The following is a 19043-nucleotide window of genomic DNA, read 5'->3' as shown; positions in this document are numbered from 1 at the left end:
TAGTTAAACGGACAAAAATATATGAAATTTAGTCAATATCAGCCATTTCTACGCAAATATTACATTTTTGCGCTTCTATGGGTTTTTTCGGCCGGATCGGTACTTGCGGCGGGGCAAACCGATGTGCTGGACCAGCGGATTACCATTACCCTGCCCAAAGGGAATCTAGCTGCGGCATTAAATGCACTTAAAACGGGCTATAAAGTCAAATTTGCTTACGATCCCCAAAAATTTCAGCTTGATGTCAATCAAATAGCGGATAAAAGGTTCACGGATGTGCCGCTTTTCACCGTACTCAGTGATTTATTGTACCCTTCGGGAATCGGCTATAAAGAAGTAAATGGCACCATTATCCTCACGGAAAGACCCCGGGTACAGCTTCGTGTTTCGGGCGTGGTGCGCGATTCGGTGGGCACCCCGTTGCAGGGAGTCTCTGTTGCGGAAAAAGGGAGCACAGGCGGCACGGCCACCGCGGCAGACGGCCGCTATCAGCTGGCTACGCATGCGGATGCCACTCTTGTGTTTTCCATGCTGGGCTACGTAACCCAAGAGGTTGCCGTCAATGGGCAGACCATCCTTGATGTCCTGCTGAAAGCGGATGCCTCGGCCCTGGAAGAGGTGGTGGTAACGGCCATCGGTATCAAGCAGCAAAAACGGAAAGTAGGCTATGCCACTCAGGAAGTAAATCCCGAAGTGTTGTCACAGTCCAAGACAACCAATTTGGGCAGTGCCTTGTCCGGTCAGGTAGCGGGACTTACCGTGGCCAATCCCACCGGTTTGTTCCAGACGCCCTCGATGACACTGCGTGGCAACAAACCCCTGATCGTGCTGGATGGTGTACCCGTTGAAACCGATTTCTACGATATCTCCAGCGAAGACATCGAAAATATCAACGTATTGAAGGGTACCACCGCATCGGCACTGTACGGTTCGCGGGGCAAAAACGGGGCAATTCTCATCACCAGCAAGCAGGCAAAGGAAGAGACCCTTGAAGTAAATGTCGGTACGAATAACCTGTTTACCGCTGGATTTACGGTCTACCCGGAGACCCAGACGCAATACGGAAACGGGTCAAATGGCCAATACGAGTTTTGGGATGGTGCCGATGGAGGGATTTCTGACGGAGACATGATCTGGGGACCGAAATTTGGTACAGGCGTGAAAGTACCTCAGTGGAACAGTCCCATCCGCGACAAACAGACCGGTGAAGTGATCCCTTGGTGGGGAGATGTATCCGGCACCATTTACGATGATAAATCGCGTTACGAGCGGGTGCCTACTGATTGGGTGCGCCACGATAACCTGGGCGATTTCCTCAGTACAGGCATCGTAACCAACAATTCATTATCCATGGCCTATAAAGGCAAGCGAGCCAGCTTTTATGCATCCGGCAACTATGCCTATCAAAAAGGGCAGGTGCCCAACACGTCGCTCAATACCGGCGGGGCTAAACTCAATGCGTCGTTTTTCCTCGCAGACAACTTGCAGTTGGATGCGTCGCTGGGATACAACAAGGTGTATTCTCCCAATTACCCGAGGTATGGGTACGGACCCAAAAACCACATGTACACCATTCTCATCTGGATGGGCGACGACGTGGACGGAAACGACCTGCGTGAGCACCGTTATGTGCCCGGGCAGGAAGGATACCGCCAGGCAAACTATAACTACGCGTGGTACAATAATCCTTATTTTGCAGCTTTGGAATTGCAGCAGAAGCAGGACCGGAATGTGCTGCACGGGCAAACCCAGTTGAACTGGAAAATATTGCCCAACCTGAACCTGCAGGGCCGTGCCTCCATGCGCGAAAACAAAACCTTCGAAGACATGCAAAGCCCGAAGTCCTACATGAACTACGGGGATTCGCGAAACGGCGATTACAAGCTATGGAACAAGGCGCAGCTCAATGTCGATGCGGATGTGCTAGCCACTTACAATCAGCGGCTGGCCTCCCAGCTTGACCTGACACTCAACGTGGGGGCATCTACGTTCCACCGCACTTACCGCGAAGATTACGAGTCGAGCGACGGTCTTATCGTGCCTTTCGTGTATAGCCTCAACAATACCCAGGGACCGGTGCAGGCGACCAATTATTTTCAGGAGAAAGCCATCCGAAGCGTGTATGGAAGCGCCAATCTGGATATCTTCAATGCCTTGTATCTGAATTTTTCGGCACGGAACGACTGGTCGTCCACCCTGCCCAAAGGCGGCAATTCCTATTTTTATCCCGCCGTATCCATGAGTACCGTGGTGTCCGATTACCTGAAACTGCCCAGGGTGTTTGACTTTTTGCGGGTCTATGCCTCATGGGCACAGGTATCCAGCGACTTGGATCCCTACAGCATCTATTCATCTTATAACAAGAGCGTCACGTATGGTTCCACACCTTCCGTCACCTACCCCGCAGGGATCGTAAACCCGGCCATACAGCCCGACAAGTCTACTTCTTATGAAGCAGGGGTGTCTACCGCCTTCGCCAACAACCGGTTTTCGGTTGATGTTACTTATTACCGCATTAAAGATGAAAACCAGATCATTGATCTCAATATTTCCGAAGCTTCCGGTTTCTCTTCACGCAAGGTGAATGGCAACATATATCTGACCAATGGTTACGAAGTGATGGCAACCGCCAAGCCTGTAGTCGGAACCGATTTCTCGTGGGATATGAGTATCAACTGGAACCACTACGCCAAGAAAATCGATGAAATCTATGGCAGTCAGGCGAAATTCGGCGAACTTCGCGCGGGCGATCGTGCCGACAGTTATTACGCCACCGTTTGGCAAAAAAGCAAAGATGGCGAATTGATCCTTGATCCCAATAGTGGACTTCCCATTAAAGACCCGTATCCTACCTACATCGGTAACTTGGAACCCGATTGGCGTTTGGGTTTCCAGAATAGATTCAACGTAAAGGGATTCCTGGTCAACCTCGATGTGGATGGCGCTTGGGGTGGGCTTATGCGCTCAATGACCATCGAAAAAATGTGGTGGGGCGGCAAGCATCCCAAATCGGTGGAATACCGCGATGCGGAATACGCTGCAGGCCATCCGGTATATGTTCCGACCGGGGTGGTTGTCACAGGCGGCGAACTCCAGCGGGATGTAGACGGAAACATCCTTTCCGACACACGTACTTACACGCCCAATACAACAGCCGTCAACTGGCAAACATGGAGCCAGATTTATCCCTACCAGGCACAGGTTACTGAAGAAGAAAGTGAGCAGTTTGCCAATACCTACGACCGTTCTTATTTCAAGCTGCGCCGGTTGTCTGTAGGCTACGATGTAGCCAAGCTGATGAAAATAGGCAATGCCAAAAATGCCGTTGTGACCTTGTATGGATACAATCTGCTGATGTGGAAGAAGATACCTTATGTAGATCCGGATTATGGCAATGACAACGATTTGCAGGATCCTTCGGCCCGGTATCTTGGTTTCTCCATCAATTTGAAGTTTTAAACAGTTCTTACCTGATTTAATAGATAAAACATGAACAAATTATATAGTGTGTTGTTGGCCGCATGTGTGCTGGCATCCTGCAGCCCATTGGATGAAATGAATATTGACCCTAACCGCGCTACGGAAACGCATCCCCAACTACAGCTTACCAAAATACAATGGGATGCTTTCCGTGCTTACCAGGGTACAGGTCCCCTGTATGCGCTGAAAATGCTCGTGCAGACAGACGGCGAGAATGCCAATCAATATTACAAATGGAACCGGAGCGGTTTTGAGGCCTATACGGTGCTGCGTGACATCACGAAAATGTCAGAAGAAGCAGCGCGCATAGGAAATACGTCGTATGAAGCACTGGCAAAGTTTTTCCGGGCTTATTACTTTTACAACCTGACCCTCACGTTTGGAGACATCCCGTATGCTCAGGCATTGAAAGGTGAGGCGGAAGAGGGTATTTACACGCCGGCCTACGATCCGCAGAAAGCCGTGTTTCAGGGCATCCTTGCTGAGTTGGCTGAGGCGGATGCACTGTTGGCACAATCCAATACCGTCATCGATGGGGATATCATCTATGGCGGCAGTGCCGAAAAGTGGCGTAAACTGGTAAATGCTTTCCGCCTGAAAGTATTGATGACCCTTTCGGGCAAGGAATCCGATGCGGAACTGGATATAAAAGGCACGTTTGCGCGGATTGCGGCCGAAAGTCCACTACTCGAAGCCACTGCCGGCAATTTGCTGGCCGATGACGCCCAGCTGGTATTCCTTAACCAGGAAGGCAACCGCTACCCCGAGTTCAATTCCAGCGGCTACGGGTCGGGCATGTATATAGACTCGACGTTTATCCGGCGGCTTCAGGACCGCGAAGATCCCCGTCTTTTTGTCTATTGTACGCAGACACGTGTGGGCAAGGAAGCAGGTAAGGCCCTTGATGATTTTACGGCTTACGAAGGAGGCGATCCCGCAGCTCCCTATGCACAGGTAAATCTGAAGGCTGCTGCGGGACGTACGTCGAAAGTGCTCGAACGCTATCACCAGGATCCCACCAATGAACCCTTTGTATTGATGGGGTATGCCGAGCAGCAATTCATCCTGGCCGAAGCCGTAGTAAGGGGATGGATCAGTGGAGATGCCGGCGCTTATTATGAGTCAGGCATACGGGCTTCGTTCAAGTTTTACGAAACGTATGCCAAAGGCTTAGGTTCGTATGTGGATGAAACAGCGGTATCGGCGTACCTGCGCCATTCGTTGGTCGATTTTGCATTGGCTCAGGGTCAGGAAGGCCAACTGGAACGCATTGTGACCCAAAAGTACCTGCGCTCGTTTCTGCAAGGAGGGTGGTCGGCGTTCTACGATCATCTCCGCACAGGATATCCGGAATTTAGAAGACCGAGAGGGGTAGCAGTGCCTTTCCGGTGGATGTATCCCCAATCGGAATATAACTACAACGGCGAACACGTATCGGCAGCCATTGCAAGCCAGTTTGGAGCGGGCAACGATGATATCCATGAAAAACCATGGTGGTTGAAATAAACCGGGAAAATCAATAACTTGCACACCATACACCAAAATTATGGAATCAAGGAGAACCTTTCTTAAGAAGGCATCGCTATTGGCCGGTGCCACAGCCGCTTTCCACCTGTTGCCGGAGTCCATTCAGCGGGCGCTGGCTATCGATGCACCCGAGGGCAGTACCTATCTCGATGCCGAGCATGTCGTTTTTCTGATGCAGGAAAATCGTTCGTTTGACCATTGCTACGGTACGCTTCGGGGTGTACGTGGCTTCAATGACCCACGGGCTATCCGCTTGCCCAATGGGCTGCCCGTATGGGCACAGACCGATGCGCAGGGAAAAAGCTATGCACCGTTTCACCTGGATATCGAAAATACAAAAGCTACCTGGATGGGTTCGTTGCCCCACGGTTGGAAAGATATGGTGCACGCCCGCAACGACGGGAAGCTTGATACTTGGTTGGAGGCCAAGCGGGCTAGAAATCCGGAATACCAAGATATGCCACTCACCATGGGCTATTACGACCGGCGGGATGTACCTTTCTACTATGCTTTTGCGGATGCGTTTACCGTTTGCGACCAGCATTTCTGTTCGTCGCTCACCGGCACCAGTGCCAACCGCTCTTACTTTTGGGCCGGGGCTATCCGCGAAGAACCCCACAATCCCGATTCCATAGCTCATGTTGACAATGGGCAGATCAACTACAAAGATGTAGGCTGGAAAACCTATCCGGAACGGTTGCAGGAAGCAGGTGTTAACTGGAAAGTCTATCAGAATGAACTGAGCTTGCCCGTAGGGCTGAGCGATGACGAAGAAGATTGGCTGGCCAACTTCACAGACAATAACCTGGAATTTTACAAGCAATACAATGTACGGTTCCATTCTGCACACCGTGTATTCATGGTACGCCGTGCAGGTGAATTGGAAGCCATACTTGGCAACGGCGAAGCCAAGGCGGAAGAACGCGAAAAACTTCAGGAGCAGCTGACACAACTCCGCCGTGATATCCAGCAATACAGCGAAGAAAATTTCAATAAGCTCACATCTTTCGAACAGGAGATCCATCGGCGGGCATTCATCACCAACACCGCAGATCCCGATTACCATCGGTTGGAACCGATCACCTATACAGATACCGAAGGAGAAAAGACGGTAGAGGTGCCCAAGGGTGATATCTTTTATCAATTCCGCAAAGATGTCAACGAAGACAAGTTGCCCACCGTATCCTGGCTGGTGGCACCCTGCCGGTTTTCAGACCATCCCGGATCGCCATGGTACGGAGCTTGGTATGTGTCTGAGGCGCTTGATATACTTACCAAGAATCCCGAGGTTTGGAAAAAGACGATTTTCATCCTCACTTACGATGAAAATGATGGATACTTTGATCATATACCTCCATTTGTACCACCTCTCACGGGCAGAAACGGGGTTGGAGCTGTGGCAACCGGTATCGATACGGCAGAAGAATATGTAACAGCCGCACAGGAAAAAATACGGACCGGTAATCCCGATACGACGCTAGATAGTCCCATTGGTCTGGGTTTTCGGGTACCACTTGTGGTTGCCTCGCCCTGGACAAAAGGAGGGTGGGTCAATTCAGAAGTGTTTGACCATACTTCCACGTTGCAGTTTCTGGAGCATTTTATCGAAAGTAAAACCGGTAAAAAAGTATACGAATCAAATATCAGTGCGTGGCGCCGGTTGGTATGTGGTAATCTGACGTCCGTTTTCCGGCCCGCACATGGAGGAGATAAAGACAGGCTGCAGCCTGTAGACCGCAATGCATATGTTGAACGTATCTATTCGGCAAAAACAAAAGGACTGCCGGGCAATTACCGGCTGCTGGAACCTGAGGTGCTAACATCGCTTAAACAGGGAAAGCGGCCCCAAGGGCGGTTACCCCAACAAGAGGTAGGTACAAAACCGGCGTGTAGTCTTCCGTATGATGCGGCGGTCAACATGTCTGTGGATCGCGCAAGCGGTGAAGTGGTGCTACACCTCACATTGGGAGGAAGTCTGCCGAAAACCAAGACCATTGGGATGCCATTCATTGCCGTATCGCGACGACCTTACCGCGACGATCCGGAGCCGGGGCGCAATTGGAATTTTGCCGTTCGGGAAGGCGAGGCTCTTGAATACCGATGGCCGTTGGATCATTTCCCGGATAAATCGTATCATTTGGAAGTCTACGGGCCAAACGGTTTTTACCGGGAGTTCAAGGGAAGTTCCGTTTCGTCGGATCATCGATTGGAAGTATCTGTAAAACCGGATCAGCAGGCCCTTTTATTAGAGGCTTTCCTTCTTCCTGGAAAGGCATTGGAAATACGGGATCTATCGTATGGACGGGCGTCAAAAACACTCCCTTCAAAAGATAAGTTACAGCTGGAAATTCCCCTGACGGATTCGGATGGTTGGTACGATTTCGAATTTAGTGTAGCGGGATATCCCGGGTGGTCGCATCGGTATGCCGGGCATGTGGAAACCGGCCATTCCAGCATCACCGATCCGCTGATGGGTGGAATAGTTGGGAGCCGTTAAAAGTGGATCAATCTTTGAAGAAAGCGTTATTGAAGAAACGCGTTTTTTAGTATTAAAAAGGAAAGTTGAAGTGAAATCCCACAAGCAGTTAGCCGTTCTTTTTATTGCCTGCCTTTTGACGGGCATATCTTCCTGTAAACCTCAAAGAGCAATCGATTTCAAAGAGGCTATTGTTCAGAAAGAACAAATGGCATCTAAGATGCTGGTTAGCCAAGAGGGGTCGGAGGCGAAAAAATTAGATTTGCTGATAGAAAAGGATTTTAAGGGAGCATTGGCCGTAATCGATCAACAGGAGCGGGAGTTTGATACACTGATTACTACCATAGAAGCATTGCCTGTTGATGGGATTAAACGCGGACACGAGCTAAAAATGGCTGCAATGGAATATTATGTTGCACTTAAAGCGTTACAGCTCTTCGACCGTGAGCAGATCAAAAACCGCGAAGCATCGCAGCGTACGGAAAGTGATGCTTTGCGGGCAGTGCAGGACAAAGACCTTGAACTAAGCCTTCGGAAACAAGAATTGTATAAAACCGTGTTTGAAAAAGACAGCGTATTTTATCAGGCACAGAAAAAATTCGACGAAGCAAACGGCATATGAACAGCTATTTCATGCGGTACAGCGTGTTTAACAAAATTTAACACTTTCGCTGTAACAAAAGGGCATTGTCATGCGTTATATAATCAGTTAATAAAAATTGTCTTTTCATAATTTAGGTTTATAATTGGTTAGTTTGAAAGCCCCGATTCTCCCCGTTTCGGGGCTTTGTTTATTTCTATACCGGCAGGATCAGCATAGGGATCTCTTTGTAGATCACTGCGTCTTCCGTATGGTGGTCTCTAAAAATATGTCCGAAGAAATGATGTTCACGATGCGCAACGGCCAGCACATCCTGCCCTTGGCTAACAAAAAGTTCACGGATGAGTGTCTCGGGTTTGTGACTTTGATTGGGAATCAAAAAACGGGGTAGCTGCCCCGGAACCGTCATAACCAATTCGTTAAATAGCGATTGCGTATGTTGTTTTGATAATTCAGGAAGGCCAGACGCCCCGATATGCAACACGGAAAGGTTCGCTTTTAACAGCCGGACGATGCGCATTAATCGCTCAATCGCCTGGGTGTTGGCATAGCGAATGTCCGTCACATAGAATACATCACGTATTTCTTTAAATCTGGCGGCAGACGGCACCAACAAGGTAGGATATTGCACTGAATCGATAATTTCCCTTACCCGTTTGCCAAATAGCATACCGGTCTTATTTTCTCCGTCTGTGGCGCCGACAACAACCAGGTCAATGTCTTTTTGCTTTAAGACCCCTGCAATCCCTTCCGTCAATTTACCCTTTACAAGGATATCCACCAAAGCAGGTTGGTAGTTGTCCATTCCGGCATCCGTTTTACTGATGCTGTTTTTCAATTTGTCGAATTGTTGCAGAGTATCGGTTGAGTTTCCATCTTCAGTATCGGTTACATGTAACAGCAGTAAATCGAATCGAAGTTGCCTGGCAAGTTTCAGGGCATATGCAGCAGCATTGTTAGACCCCGGTGAAAAATCAGTCAGTAATAGTATGTTGCCCATGAGAAATCATCTGTGTAGCTTTTCAAATGTAATCAATTTCAATTGATTCTTCGATAAGGGAAATCAAATCCCGGCTTGATTTTTATCACACATATTATTCATCGTAGGCCCATTTGCATGAGACCTACCCCCACTTGCCACGACCTGATTTTTTTTATGCCCCGAACAGCGTAATTTTGGTAGGTTAGCACGTAGAAAAAACACCATAATAAAAACCATGAAGCCACATATGCCGATAAAATTCAGGGATGCAACGCAGCAGGACCTAGTCAAGATTGTCGAAATCTACAACTCGACCATTGAGTCAAAAATGGTTACTGCTGATACCGAGCCGGTAACGGTTGAGAGCCGGCAAAAATGGTTTGATGAGCACAATCCGGCAAAAAGGCCGCTTTGGATGGTTGAAAATCAAAATAACGAAACAATCGGTTGGGTCAGCTTTCAATCGTTTTATGGGCGGCCTGCGTATGACGCCACGGTCGAAATAAGTATTTACCTTGATGCAGCGCAAAGAGGCAACGGTTTGGGCAAACGTATCCTTGAATATTGCATCGGCCATGCTCCCGATTTTGGGGTGAAAACTTTACTTGCATTTATCTTCTCGCACAACCAGCCAAGCCTTAAATTATTCAGGTATTTTGGATTTGAAGATTGGGCAACCCTTCCAAATATTGCCGTACTTGACGGAGAAGAACACGGATTGAAAATTTTAGGGAAGCGCATTGCCTGATTTAAAACTTGTCTTTTCATCGGTTCGTTAATTTTCTTATCCCTTCGTGATTTAATAATTAGTTAAATCATCCGGGTTCGTATTTTAGGCTGATAATTGGTTAGTTTAAAGGCCTGGATTCTCTCAGTTTCGGAGCTTTATGTTATTTTTATGCAGCTCTCGAATCTCTTCGGCGAACTCTTCAAAAGGGCCTTCGGTTTCGATGGCAGGCGCGATATCTTTTATGCCAAGAAGCCTGATTGGCGGCGGTTCGGCGTTGAATTCGGACATCCATTTACCCAATTGTTTAGCTGACGTGGCATAGACTATCTTTCCCAATCCAACCCAAGCATGTGCCGCAGAACACATCGCACAATGCTCGCCGGAAGTATACACGACTGCTGTTGCCCTTTCTTCTTCCGTCATATTCTCCACCGCCCATTGTGCAACAGCCAACTCCGGATGCAGCATTTTGTTGCCGTTTACCGTGTGGTTGTAGTCCTCAAACAAAACTTCGCCCTCGGCAGATAAAAGCAACGAACCAAAAGGGTCATTTCCCTCGTCCAATGCCTGCTTTGCCAAGTCTATACAGCGTTGCAGGTGAATGTGATGATTTTCAGGCGATGCGGTCATTTTTCGTACAATCTGTTATTTCTTACAAAAATAAATAAATTAGCGGTCTGTCCGTTTGCAAAAGGCAGTTTGTCGGCGTATTTTTTAAAAGCCATTCAGTCAATAATATGGGTAGAAAATCATTAGGTCATCACTTTTTTATCATTGATAATAAATTCATTCTTCATTTTGACAGCGAAGTCTACCGTAAATTTTATTCAGTCATTGATTTTGACAGCTTTGAAGTACTAAAAAGCAACGGTTCCACGTTTCATTACTTCCGGGATAAAAACCATGTCTATGTAGAAAGCTACATGAACCATTTTGCTGTTTTGCCCGATGCCGATCCGGTAGATTTTCGGATATTGGATTTTGAAAACGGTAAGAGTACCTCAAACCGAAACGATTACCTGTTTGATGAAAAGCTTCCACATCGTTTCGTGGATTATCAGGTCTTGTCTGAATACTATCAACGTATTGACGATACAATTTACTTTGGTTATACAAGGGTGTTAAGCCAAGCAGACGCAGCATCTTTTGAGGTGCTTTACGCAGATGAAGTAAAGAATGTAGCCAAAGACAAAAATCATGTCTATTTCCGCGACAAAATTGTAGAGGGGGCTGACGCTGCAAGTTTTCATTTTCTGGAAGAATGCTTTACAGAAGTATATTATAGAGAATGCGACCATACCTATTACGCAAAAGATAATAACTGCGCTTACTACGTAGATACCATTGCCCGCGCAATTAAGCCGATTAAAACCAAAAATATAGACCATTTCCGTTTCAAAGTGGTGGATAATCTGGGCTATGCGTTTGATGAAAAGTATTATTACTTATTTGGGAAAAGGAAAGCAATCAATTAAAAAGTTTATTGGTGGACCTTGGATCGTCAAATGAGGCCCTGCACGGAAAACGCCATTTTTACGTTATTTAATAAAATGACATCGATATGCTGAATGAAATCATTCCCAAATTGCCGATGCGGAACAAGGCCGCAACATTGGATTTTTATGTTGGCAAATTGGGCTTTCAACTATTCGGAAGCCCTGACTATGACGACTACCTCATGGTCCAGAAAGATAACCTCCAGCTCCATTTTTTCAAATTCGAAGCGCTTGATCCGAAGGAAAACTACGGACAGGTATACATACGGACCGACGACATCGACGGACTGTACCGGTTGATGCGCGAAAGAAAACTATCCATACATCCGGGTGGTCCCTTGCAGGTAAAGCCCTGGGGACAGAAAGAGTTTTCCATGCTTGATCCAGATAGTAACCTGTTGACATTCGGGCAGCCTGCTTAACTTTATTGGTGTCGGCTTCTGCCCCTTTATTTATAGGTTTGTCTTGTTGTCATTCCGAATGTGCCATGTGTGTTTAGCTCGGCATGCCTCATTGTGAAAGAAAAGGCACTGATAGCGGTGCAATCACCTTGCTCCTCAAAAAGGAGGAAGCGATATGAATTAGAAAATTGCCCGCCATCCCGGTTGCTAGTCTTTTTAATTTTTATATTCGCCACATAATCGATAATATCCCGATGGCAGACCAGCCTTTACATGCGGATCATGCGTTGATGGCCAAAATTGCGGATGGGGACCACCGGGCTTTCGCTCTGTTGTATAATCGGTATTGGCCTTTGCTTTATTTGCACGCGTATCGTATGTTGCGTGATGAAAAAGCTGCTGAAGACGCTGTACAGGAAACATTTACCTGGTTTTGGAAAAATGCTCCTCTTATTACTTTCAAAGGCTCGGTATCGTCGTATCTTTACGGTGCAATCCGCCATCATGTGCTTAATCAGATCCGCCATGAGAAAGTCAAAGGAGCTTATTTCGACGAAATCGCCGCTTATATTACCGCCGGGCATTATCAGGTCGATGAAGTTGTACGATATAACGAACTGGTCGAAGCGATCGAATCTGAGATCGACCGTATGCCGCCCCGCATGCGCGAGATTTTTAATCTGAGTCGCAAACACTTGCATTCACATAAGGAAATTGCCGAGTTGCTTGGTATATCCGAGAGTACTGTCCGTGAGCAAATTAAGCGAGCACTCAGACAACTTCGTGTAGTTGTCAATGACAAGTCTTATCTGTTACTAATAGCCATGCAGTTGCTGCGTTAATTTTTTTTATTTCCATGTCCCCTCTAAGCTGCCTTAAGGTTCCTTACCTGTAAAAACCGGGGTAGAGTTATGACAAAAAAGGACATTCAACAGCTTATCGATAGATATCATCAAGGTCTTGCCAGTCCCCAGGAGGTTGCACAGATTGAGTCGTGGTACCTACAGCATGCTAACGAGAGTCCTGCCATCGATCATCCCAAGGATTTGATGGATCGGATGAATCGGGGGCTACCACCGATCCTTGCCACACCGCAGCTTAGGCAGGAACATCGGCCACGTTTTCTGCGTTTGCAAGTTCGTTATGCTGCTGCCATAGCTATTTTGGCTTTGATGTTCGGCACATGGTTCTTTCTCATCAGGACAGAACAACCTCAAGAGCGGGCCATCGCCGCTGAGGCGATTCTGCCGGGAGGCAATCGGGCTACGCTTACCTTAGCCGATGGCCGTACTGTGGAGCTCAGCAAGTCACAAAATGGCATCATCGTCGGAGATGAGGTGACTTATTACGATGGAAGTCCTATTATAAAAACCAACAAAACATTGGCATTGCAGAGAGATGTCTTAAACTCCATACGCACTCCAAAGGGCGGTACTTATCAGCTTACACTTCCGGATGGAAGCAATGTCTGGCTGAATGCTGCTTCGACACTTCGCTATCCTTCAAATTTTTCCGGAGACGAACGTGTGGTTGAAATTTCGGGTGAGGCTTATTTCTCTATTGTCAAGGATGAGCAAAAGCCATTTAAGGTCATCAGCAAAGGGCAGGAAATTAAGGTGCTGGGCACCGAATTCAACTTATCATCCTATCCAGAAGAAGAAATCAAAACCACCCTTGTATCTGGGAAAGTACGGGTTACTCCCAGTGGGGTATCGGCAGTAGAAATGCAAGGTAGTGGATCCCGCAAGTCAGACGGTTCGGTCGTACTGAGTCCCGGACAACAGAGCGTTACGCGGGAAAACATATCCGAAGTCAGGGATGTTGAAACGGAGCCTTATACGGCTTGGAAAGACGGGTTTTTTTATTTTGATAATATGACACCGAGGGCGGCTATCGAGCTTATCGCTCGGTGGTATGACCTGGAAGTGGTATACGAAGGGATTATACCCAACCAGGCAATTATATTTGGGGTGGTTGACCGTAAAAAGCCATTGAGTTCAGTATTGAAATCGTTGGGAAAAAGTGGGTTAGCCTTTGAGGTACGGGGGGCAGATTCTGTGCGGCGTCTTTTTGTTACTGCAGAAAAATAAGTGAAGAATTGCTTATATGAGTTAACCAATAAACTAAATGTGAAACCAATTAAATCTTGAGAGGAGTGACGACTATGCAAACCTAATAAAGCCATACCAATTGTTTCATCCACAAAAAACGGATGATGTTGACTCCATCACCCGTTTAATTGTCCGGATCGATTAACGGCCAGTAACGTTGAAAGCCAGGCCGAAAACCAATTTATTAACTATCCAAACAGGACAAAGATATGATATTTACACGATGTGTAACAGGCTGCTGTTGGCCTTTTAAATACCGATTAGTACTAATTATGAAACTAGCGATTCTCTTAACGATTGCATTTACATTTCATGCGGTTGCCGAGAGCAGAGCACAGAAAATTACGCTTAACCTAACGAATGCTCCGCTGAGCAAAGTGATGTCAGAAATTCAGAAACAACAGGGTTATTCATTTCTGTTCCATGGCAACCATATTGCGGATATTCGGGTGGATGTACGCGTCAAACAGATGGACTTCGCTGATGCGATGGAGGTAATCCTGAACAAACGGGGATTGGAGTGGACCCTGGAAGACGGAATTGTCTCGATCATCGCAAGCAAAGCTAGGTCTGCGCTGCAGATTTCAGGACAGCAAAAAATAATTTCCGGAAAAGTTATTGATGAAGAGGGAAATCCCTTGGAGGCGGTAACCGTACTTTTAAAAGATACTCAGCAACAAACCCTAACAGACAGCAAGGGCAATTTTCAGTTTCCAGCCGGGGCTACGGGATCTGCACTGGTGTTTTCTGCCGTTGGGTTTAAGGAACAGGAGGTAACGTTAACCGATCAATTTCCGATGACGGTTAAGCTAAGTGCAGCGATAGGCGAATTAGAAGAAGTTGTCATTGTCGGTATGAATAACCGGCAAACCAAAAGATCTGTTACGGGTGCCATGGCTACGATACAGACCAAAGAACTCCGGCAAAGTCCGGTTGCCAATCTTAGCAATGCACTTGCCGGTCGGCTTCCGGGCCTCATTACCGTACAGTCCACCGGTCAACCTGGCGATGACGGTTCGGCGCTTTATATCCGGGGAGTATCCACCTATGGAAATACATCACCCTTGGTTGTGATCGATGGGTTGCCGCGCTCCCAGGCAAACTTCAGTCAGTTAGATCCTAATGAAATCGAATCCGTAACAATCTTGAAGGACGCATCATCTACCTCACTGTACGGTATACAGGGAGCCAATGGTGTAATTGTTGTCACGACGAGGAGAGGCATTTCCAATGAACAGCCTCAGGTCAGCTTTACGGCGCAGCAGGCTTTTCAACAGCCCGTACGCCTTCCGCGGCAAATGGATGCCCTCCAGCAAGCCCTCTATTATAATGAGTATGACATAAACGATGGGCGTCAGCCGCGCTTTGACGAAACCGCACTTAGTACGATCAGGGACAAATCAGACCCTTATCTGTACCCTGATGTGGATTGGTACCGTGAAATACTCAGGAGCACTTCATCGCAAAATCAGTACAATCTCAATATTTCGGGCGGTGCAAACGCCGTTCGATATTTCATTTCAGGCAGTTATATCCGTCAGGGAAGCCTGTTGAAGCATGATCAGGATAATGACTATAAGATCAGCAACAAATTCGATCGGTATAACTTCCGATCCAATGTGGATATAGACGTGACCAAACGGTTGAGAGTGCAGGTAGATTTAGCAGGCCGACTTGAAAACCGAACCGGACCGGGACCAGGCTTCCAGCAAGTATTCAGTATTCTGACCGGAATTTCACCACTTGCCATGCCTGTATTTAATCCCGATGGAAGTTTTGGAGCGGGGAGCGCCGCCGTGGTGCCGGGAGATCACAATCCATACGGCCTGATAGCGCGCAGCGGTTATTATACAAATTATAACAATGTCATGTACGGTACCCTGTCTGCGCGCCATGACCTGGATTTTATCGGTAAGGGTCTGAGTGCTCAACTGTTTTTCAGCTTTGAAAATGATAATCAGCAAAACACGTCGCGCACGCAGGATTTCGATTCCTTTTGGTACCGCGGTTCAGACGCTGCTGGTGAGCCCATCTACCAGCAGTATACGATCGGCAGCCGTTTGGCCACGAGCGGACAAAGGTTTGTAACCCGGTATAATTATTTGGATTTCAGGCTTAATTATGACCGTTCATGGGAAGATCACGCGCTGACCGCCCAAGTTCTTGGAAACCGTACCCTGCGTGTAGTAAACGACGAATTACCTTATGCTTACCAAGGTGTCAGTGCACGCATTACCTATAATTTTAAATCAAAATATTACCTGGAAGGGAACGTCGGATATAACGGTTCCGAGAATTTTCCGGAAAACCGGCGATATGGATTGTTCCCCGCCGTATCCGCTGGATGGGTACTCAGCAGTGAGCCCTTTTTGAGTGATAGCAAAACGATCAGTTTTCTGAAACTGAGAGGCTCCTATGGAATTGTAGGCAATGATTTAATTGGGGGCGAACGTTGGTTGTTCATATCCGATTACGCGCCAGGCGGCGGATATTACACAGGAATATCGCCTACTTATATCCCCGGTTATAACGAAAATCGCACCGGGAATCCCATCGTAACTTGGGAGCGTTCCACCAAAATAAACGCAGGTGTGGATCTTTCTCTCTTCAGTAAGGGAGAGGTCCAGCTTACCTTTGATGTTTTCAAAGAACTGCGTACCAACATCCTCACAGCGCCAGGTACGGTTCCTGATTACATTGGCGTTGTTTCCCTGGCTCCACGTAATACAGGAGAGGTAGAGAATAAAGGATTCGAAGTAGAACTCCGCCTCACTAAAACGGTAGGGGAGGTAAATCTATTCAGTACGATGCAGCTTACGTACGCTAGGAATAAGGTATTGCGAAACGACCAACCAAGTCCGGCTATGCCTTATCAAAGCTTGGTTGGCTATGAAGTAGGGTATGCCCTGGGATATAAGTTTGCCGGTTTTTTTAGCGATGCAGACGAAATTGCCAATAGTCCACGTCAAAGCTTCAGTAGCAGTCTTATACCCGGTGATGCCAAGTATGTGGACGTAAACGGTGATAATGTTGTTGATGCCCGTGACCGCGTTCCTGTACTGTTGCAGAATATCCCGCGTTATGTTGGTGGTTTTTCCGTTGGAGGATCCTGGAAAGGTTTTGATCTGAGCCTGCTGTTTAATGGTGCCTTGGGGGGTACGGCAAATATCCGGTTGTATCAACCCGGTAGCGCATTTCAACTACAACGTTGGACACCGGAAAATAAGGAAAAAGCTCGTGTTCCCGTGGCTCATCTCTCCGCCAATAATACGGATATATTGTCTGATCTTAACTTGCAGCGCACGGACTACCTGAAACTGCGTAATGTTGAAGTGGGCTATGTGCTTCCTCAAAATTTCATCCACCGATTCAGGTTGGCCTCTGCACGTGTATTCCTAAATGGGCAAAACGTCGGTATTTGGGACCGTTTATGGTTTAAAGACAGGGATCCCGAGTCGCCCGGTGGCGATGTGGTTTACCCAATTCAACGTGTCTATAATGTGGGGTTAGCCCTGCGGTTTTAACTTATTGGAAAAACATATGAAACCGAATCATATTCTTTGTATCCTATTATTCACGGTAGTTTCCTGTAAAACGGATTTTTTGGAACGTACTCCCAGTGACTTTATTAATGAAAAAGAAGTCTTCACCAATATTGCCAATGCAGAGTCGTTTCTGAATAATGCTTACAACGATCTGCCTGATTTCCTCACCATGTCTGGAAATCCTCCCAACGCGTATAATCTCGGTGCCGCAACGGATGAGATGGCGTATATGCATACGTACGTCTACAGTGCCAGGGAATTCAATACCGGTAGCTGGAATCCGTCGGCATTCCCCATGCAGTGGTTATGGGCAGATTATTACCGGGCAATCCGCCGCATCAATTTATTCCTTGCAAACTACGATCTGATTCCCGAAGAGGTTAGCAGCGGAGGTTCTTCGCGCAAGCGGCGTCTGCTTGGAGAAGCTCATGGATTGCGGGCTTTCTATTATTTTCAATTGTTCAAAATGTGGGGGGAGATTCCCATTGTCGACCAACCATTGGATCCCAGTGCCGAAGGAGAAATTATGCTTGAGCGCAGTACGATCGACCAGGTCATTGGCTTCATAAAATCCGATATTGATCAAGCCGTTTCCTTATTGCCACCACGCCTTGACAACAGTCAGTTTGGCCGGATGAATGCCACGATTGCCAAAGCACTGTGGTCAAGGGTCACATTGTATTATGCCAGTCCTCTTTTCAATCCCCAAAACGATATTTCACGATGGGCCAAGGCGGCCGATGCTGCCAAGGAAGCCATTGACTTTGCGCTACAGGCTGGGCATAGCCTGTCACAGGGCGATGCCGGTGGTAAAAAAGCCTATGAGCGTATCTTCTTGGAACTTAATAACCCGGAAGTTATTTGGGCAAAGAATCTTACTACGCAAACGGGAACCTATGTGAATGGCCCCGAAGCATGGGACTTCTTTTCTTCCTCATTAGGATACGGAGGCTGGTACGGCTTTGGCCCGCTTCAGGAAATGGTAGATTCGTACGAAATGATTAACGGAGAAATACCCATAACCGGATACGGCAATGGGGGAGTACCCATAGTTAACCCTGCATCAGACTACGATCCCACCCAACCTTTCCTCAATCGCGATCCACGTTTTTACCAGAGTGTACTTTATCATGGCGCCCTTTGGCAGGGAAGAACAATCAATGTGGCGCCCGGGGGGCTTGACAACAATACATCCGACCGGTCACGGATTAACTATTTTTGCCGCAAATACCTGGATGAAGGCCACAATCTATTTACCAATACCGGTACCAGTTATCGCCGTTATGCCATTATTCGATTAGCAGAACTGTACCTGAATTATGCAGAGGCTGTAAACGAAACCGGCGATCAACCCGGCGAGACTTTCGCGGCGGTTAATCTCATACGGCAGCGGTCAGACATGCCTGCGTTGCCGGAAGGACTGTCACAAACCCAGCTCCGGGAGCGTATACGCCACGAACGTAAGATTGAACTGGCTTTTGAAAGCCACCGTTTTTGGGATGTGCGTCGTTGGAAGATCGCCGAACAAGTGGACAATGGCCCGGTGCGTGGCATCGCTGTTCGTTCGGATGGCACCTTTTCGTATCCAGTGTTTGAAACCCGGCTTTTCGACAAGACGAAACATTATCTGTTTCCTGTGCCACAGTCGGAAATTGACAAAAACGATCGGCTCAGCCAAAATCCGGGATGGTAGC

At 47.5% G+C, this 19043-nt stretch carries 13 protein-coding genes; 11 read left to right on the top strand and 2 right to left on the bottom strand.

The genetic code is table 11. The features are described 5' to 3' along the window. The first annotated feature begins 21 nt into the window (after positions 1 to 21). Genes IEX60_RS18030 through IEX60_RS18015 form a run of 4 tightly spaced genes read left to right on the top strand, consistent with a single transcriptional unit; the run spans position 22 to position 8105 of the window. A complete protein-coding gene (locus IEX60_RS18030) occupies positions 22 to 3459 on the top strand; it encodes a SusC/RagA family TonB-linked outer membrane protein (RefSeq protein ID WP_188752806.1) in 3438 nt (1145 codons plus the stop codon). 30 nt (positions 3460 to 3489) lie between these two features. Then, positions 3490 to 4986 (top strand): SusD/RagB family nutrient-binding outer membrane lipoprotein, encoded by a 1497-nt coding sequence (locus IEX60_RS18025; protein ID WP_188752805.1) that lies wholly within the window; start codon positions 3490 to 3492, stop codon positions 4984 to 4986. Positions 4987 to 5026: 40 nt separating this feature from the next. Then, positions 5027 to 7504 carry a phosphocholine-specific phospholipase C gene (locus IEX60_RS18020; protein ID WP_229717631.1) on the top strand — a complete coding sequence of 826 codons (2478 nt, stop codon included), beginning with the start codon at positions 5027 to 5029 and terminating at the stop codon, positions 7502 to 7504. Continuing rightward, positions 7491 to 8105, top strand: a complete 615-nt coding sequence (locus IEX60_RS18015) for a hypothetical protein (RefSeq protein ID WP_188752804.1) — start codon at positions 7491 to 7493, stop codon at positions 8103 to 8105. The genes IEX60_RS18020 and IEX60_RS18015 overlap by 14 nt, the downstream gene beginning before the upstream one ends. Before the next feature lie 175 nt (positions 8106 to 8280). Here IEX60_RS18015 and IEX60_RS18010 read toward each other — a convergent pair whose 3' ends face one another. Next, positions 8281 to 9084, bottom strand: coding sequence for a universal stress protein (locus tag IEX60_RS18010; protein ID WP_188752803.1), 804 nt, complete (start codon positions 9082 to 9084; stop codon positions 8281 to 8283). Between the two features lie 217 nt (positions 9085 to 9301). Here IEX60_RS18010 and IEX60_RS18005 point away from each other — a divergent pair, with 217 nt between their 5' ends. Further along, complete coding sequence (locus tag IEX60_RS18005; RefSeq protein ID WP_229717630.1) at positions 9302 to 9814, top strand: GNAT family N-acetyltransferase; 513 nt, start codon at positions 9302 to 9304, stop codon at positions 9812 to 9814. Between the two features lie 123 nt (positions 9815 to 9937). On the opposite strand, the gene IEX60_RS18000 is transcribed toward IEX60_RS18005, so the two are convergent. Continuing rightward, positions 9938 to 10426, bottom strand: coding sequence for a nucleoside deaminase (locus tag IEX60_RS18000; protein WP_188752802.1), 489 nt, complete (start codon positions 10424 to 10426; stop codon positions 9938 to 9940). Positions 10427 to 10533: 107 nt separating this feature from the next. On the opposite strand from IEX60_RS18000, the gene IEX60_RS17995 reads away from it, so the two are divergent. The 6 genes from IEX60_RS17995 (at position 10534) to IEX60_RS17970 (ending at position 19042) form a co-directional block, all read left to right on the top strand. Beyond that, the gene (locus IEX60_RS17995; protein ID WP_188752801.1) at positions 10534 to 11271 is read left to right on the top strand and encodes a DKNYY domain-containing protein; all 738 of its coding nucleotides are present in this window, start codon (positions 10534 to 10536) and stop codon (positions 11269 to 11271) included. Positions 11272 to 11357: 86 nt separating this feature from the next. After that, positions 11358 to 11714, top strand: a complete 357-nt coding sequence (locus IEX60_RS17990) for a bleomycin resistance protein (protein ID WP_188752800.1) — start codon at positions 11358 to 11360, stop codon at positions 11712 to 11714. A gap of 233 nt (positions 11715 to 11947) precedes the next feature. Next, positions 11948 to 12535 (top strand): RNA polymerase sigma factor, encoded by a 588-nt coding sequence (locus tag IEX60_RS17985; protein WP_188752799.1) that lies wholly within the window; start codon positions 11948 to 11950, stop codon positions 12533 to 12535. A 69-nt stretch (positions 12536 to 12604) separates the two neighbouring features. Continuing rightward, on the top strand, positions 12605 to 13783 hold the full coding sequence (locus IEX60_RS17980; RefSeq protein WP_188752798.1) for a FecR family protein: 1179 nt from the start codon (positions 12605 to 12607) through the stop codon (positions 13781 to 13783). A gap of 293 nt (positions 13784 to 14076) precedes the next feature. Continuing rightward, entirely contained in the window at positions 14077 to 17328 is a 3252-nt protein-coding gene (locus IEX60_RS17975) for a SusC/RagA family TonB-linked outer membrane protein (RefSeq protein ID WP_188752797.1), read from the top strand. A gap of 16 nt (positions 17329 to 17344) precedes the next feature. Beyond that, positions 17345 to 19042 (top strand): RagB/SusD family nutrient uptake outer membrane protein, encoded by a 1698-nt coding sequence (locus IEX60_RS17970; protein WP_188752796.1) that lies wholly within the window; start codon positions 17345 to 17347, stop codon positions 19040 to 19042. Position 19043: the final 1 nt, after the last annotated feature.

Source organism: Parapedobacter defluvii, from assembly GCF_014642075.1.
GTDB classification, from domain to species: Bacteria; Bacteroidota; Bacteroidia; order Sphingobacteriales; family Sphingobacteriaceae; genus Parapedobacter; species Parapedobacter defluvii.
This window is presented reverse-complemented; position numbering and strand designations above follow the sequence as displayed.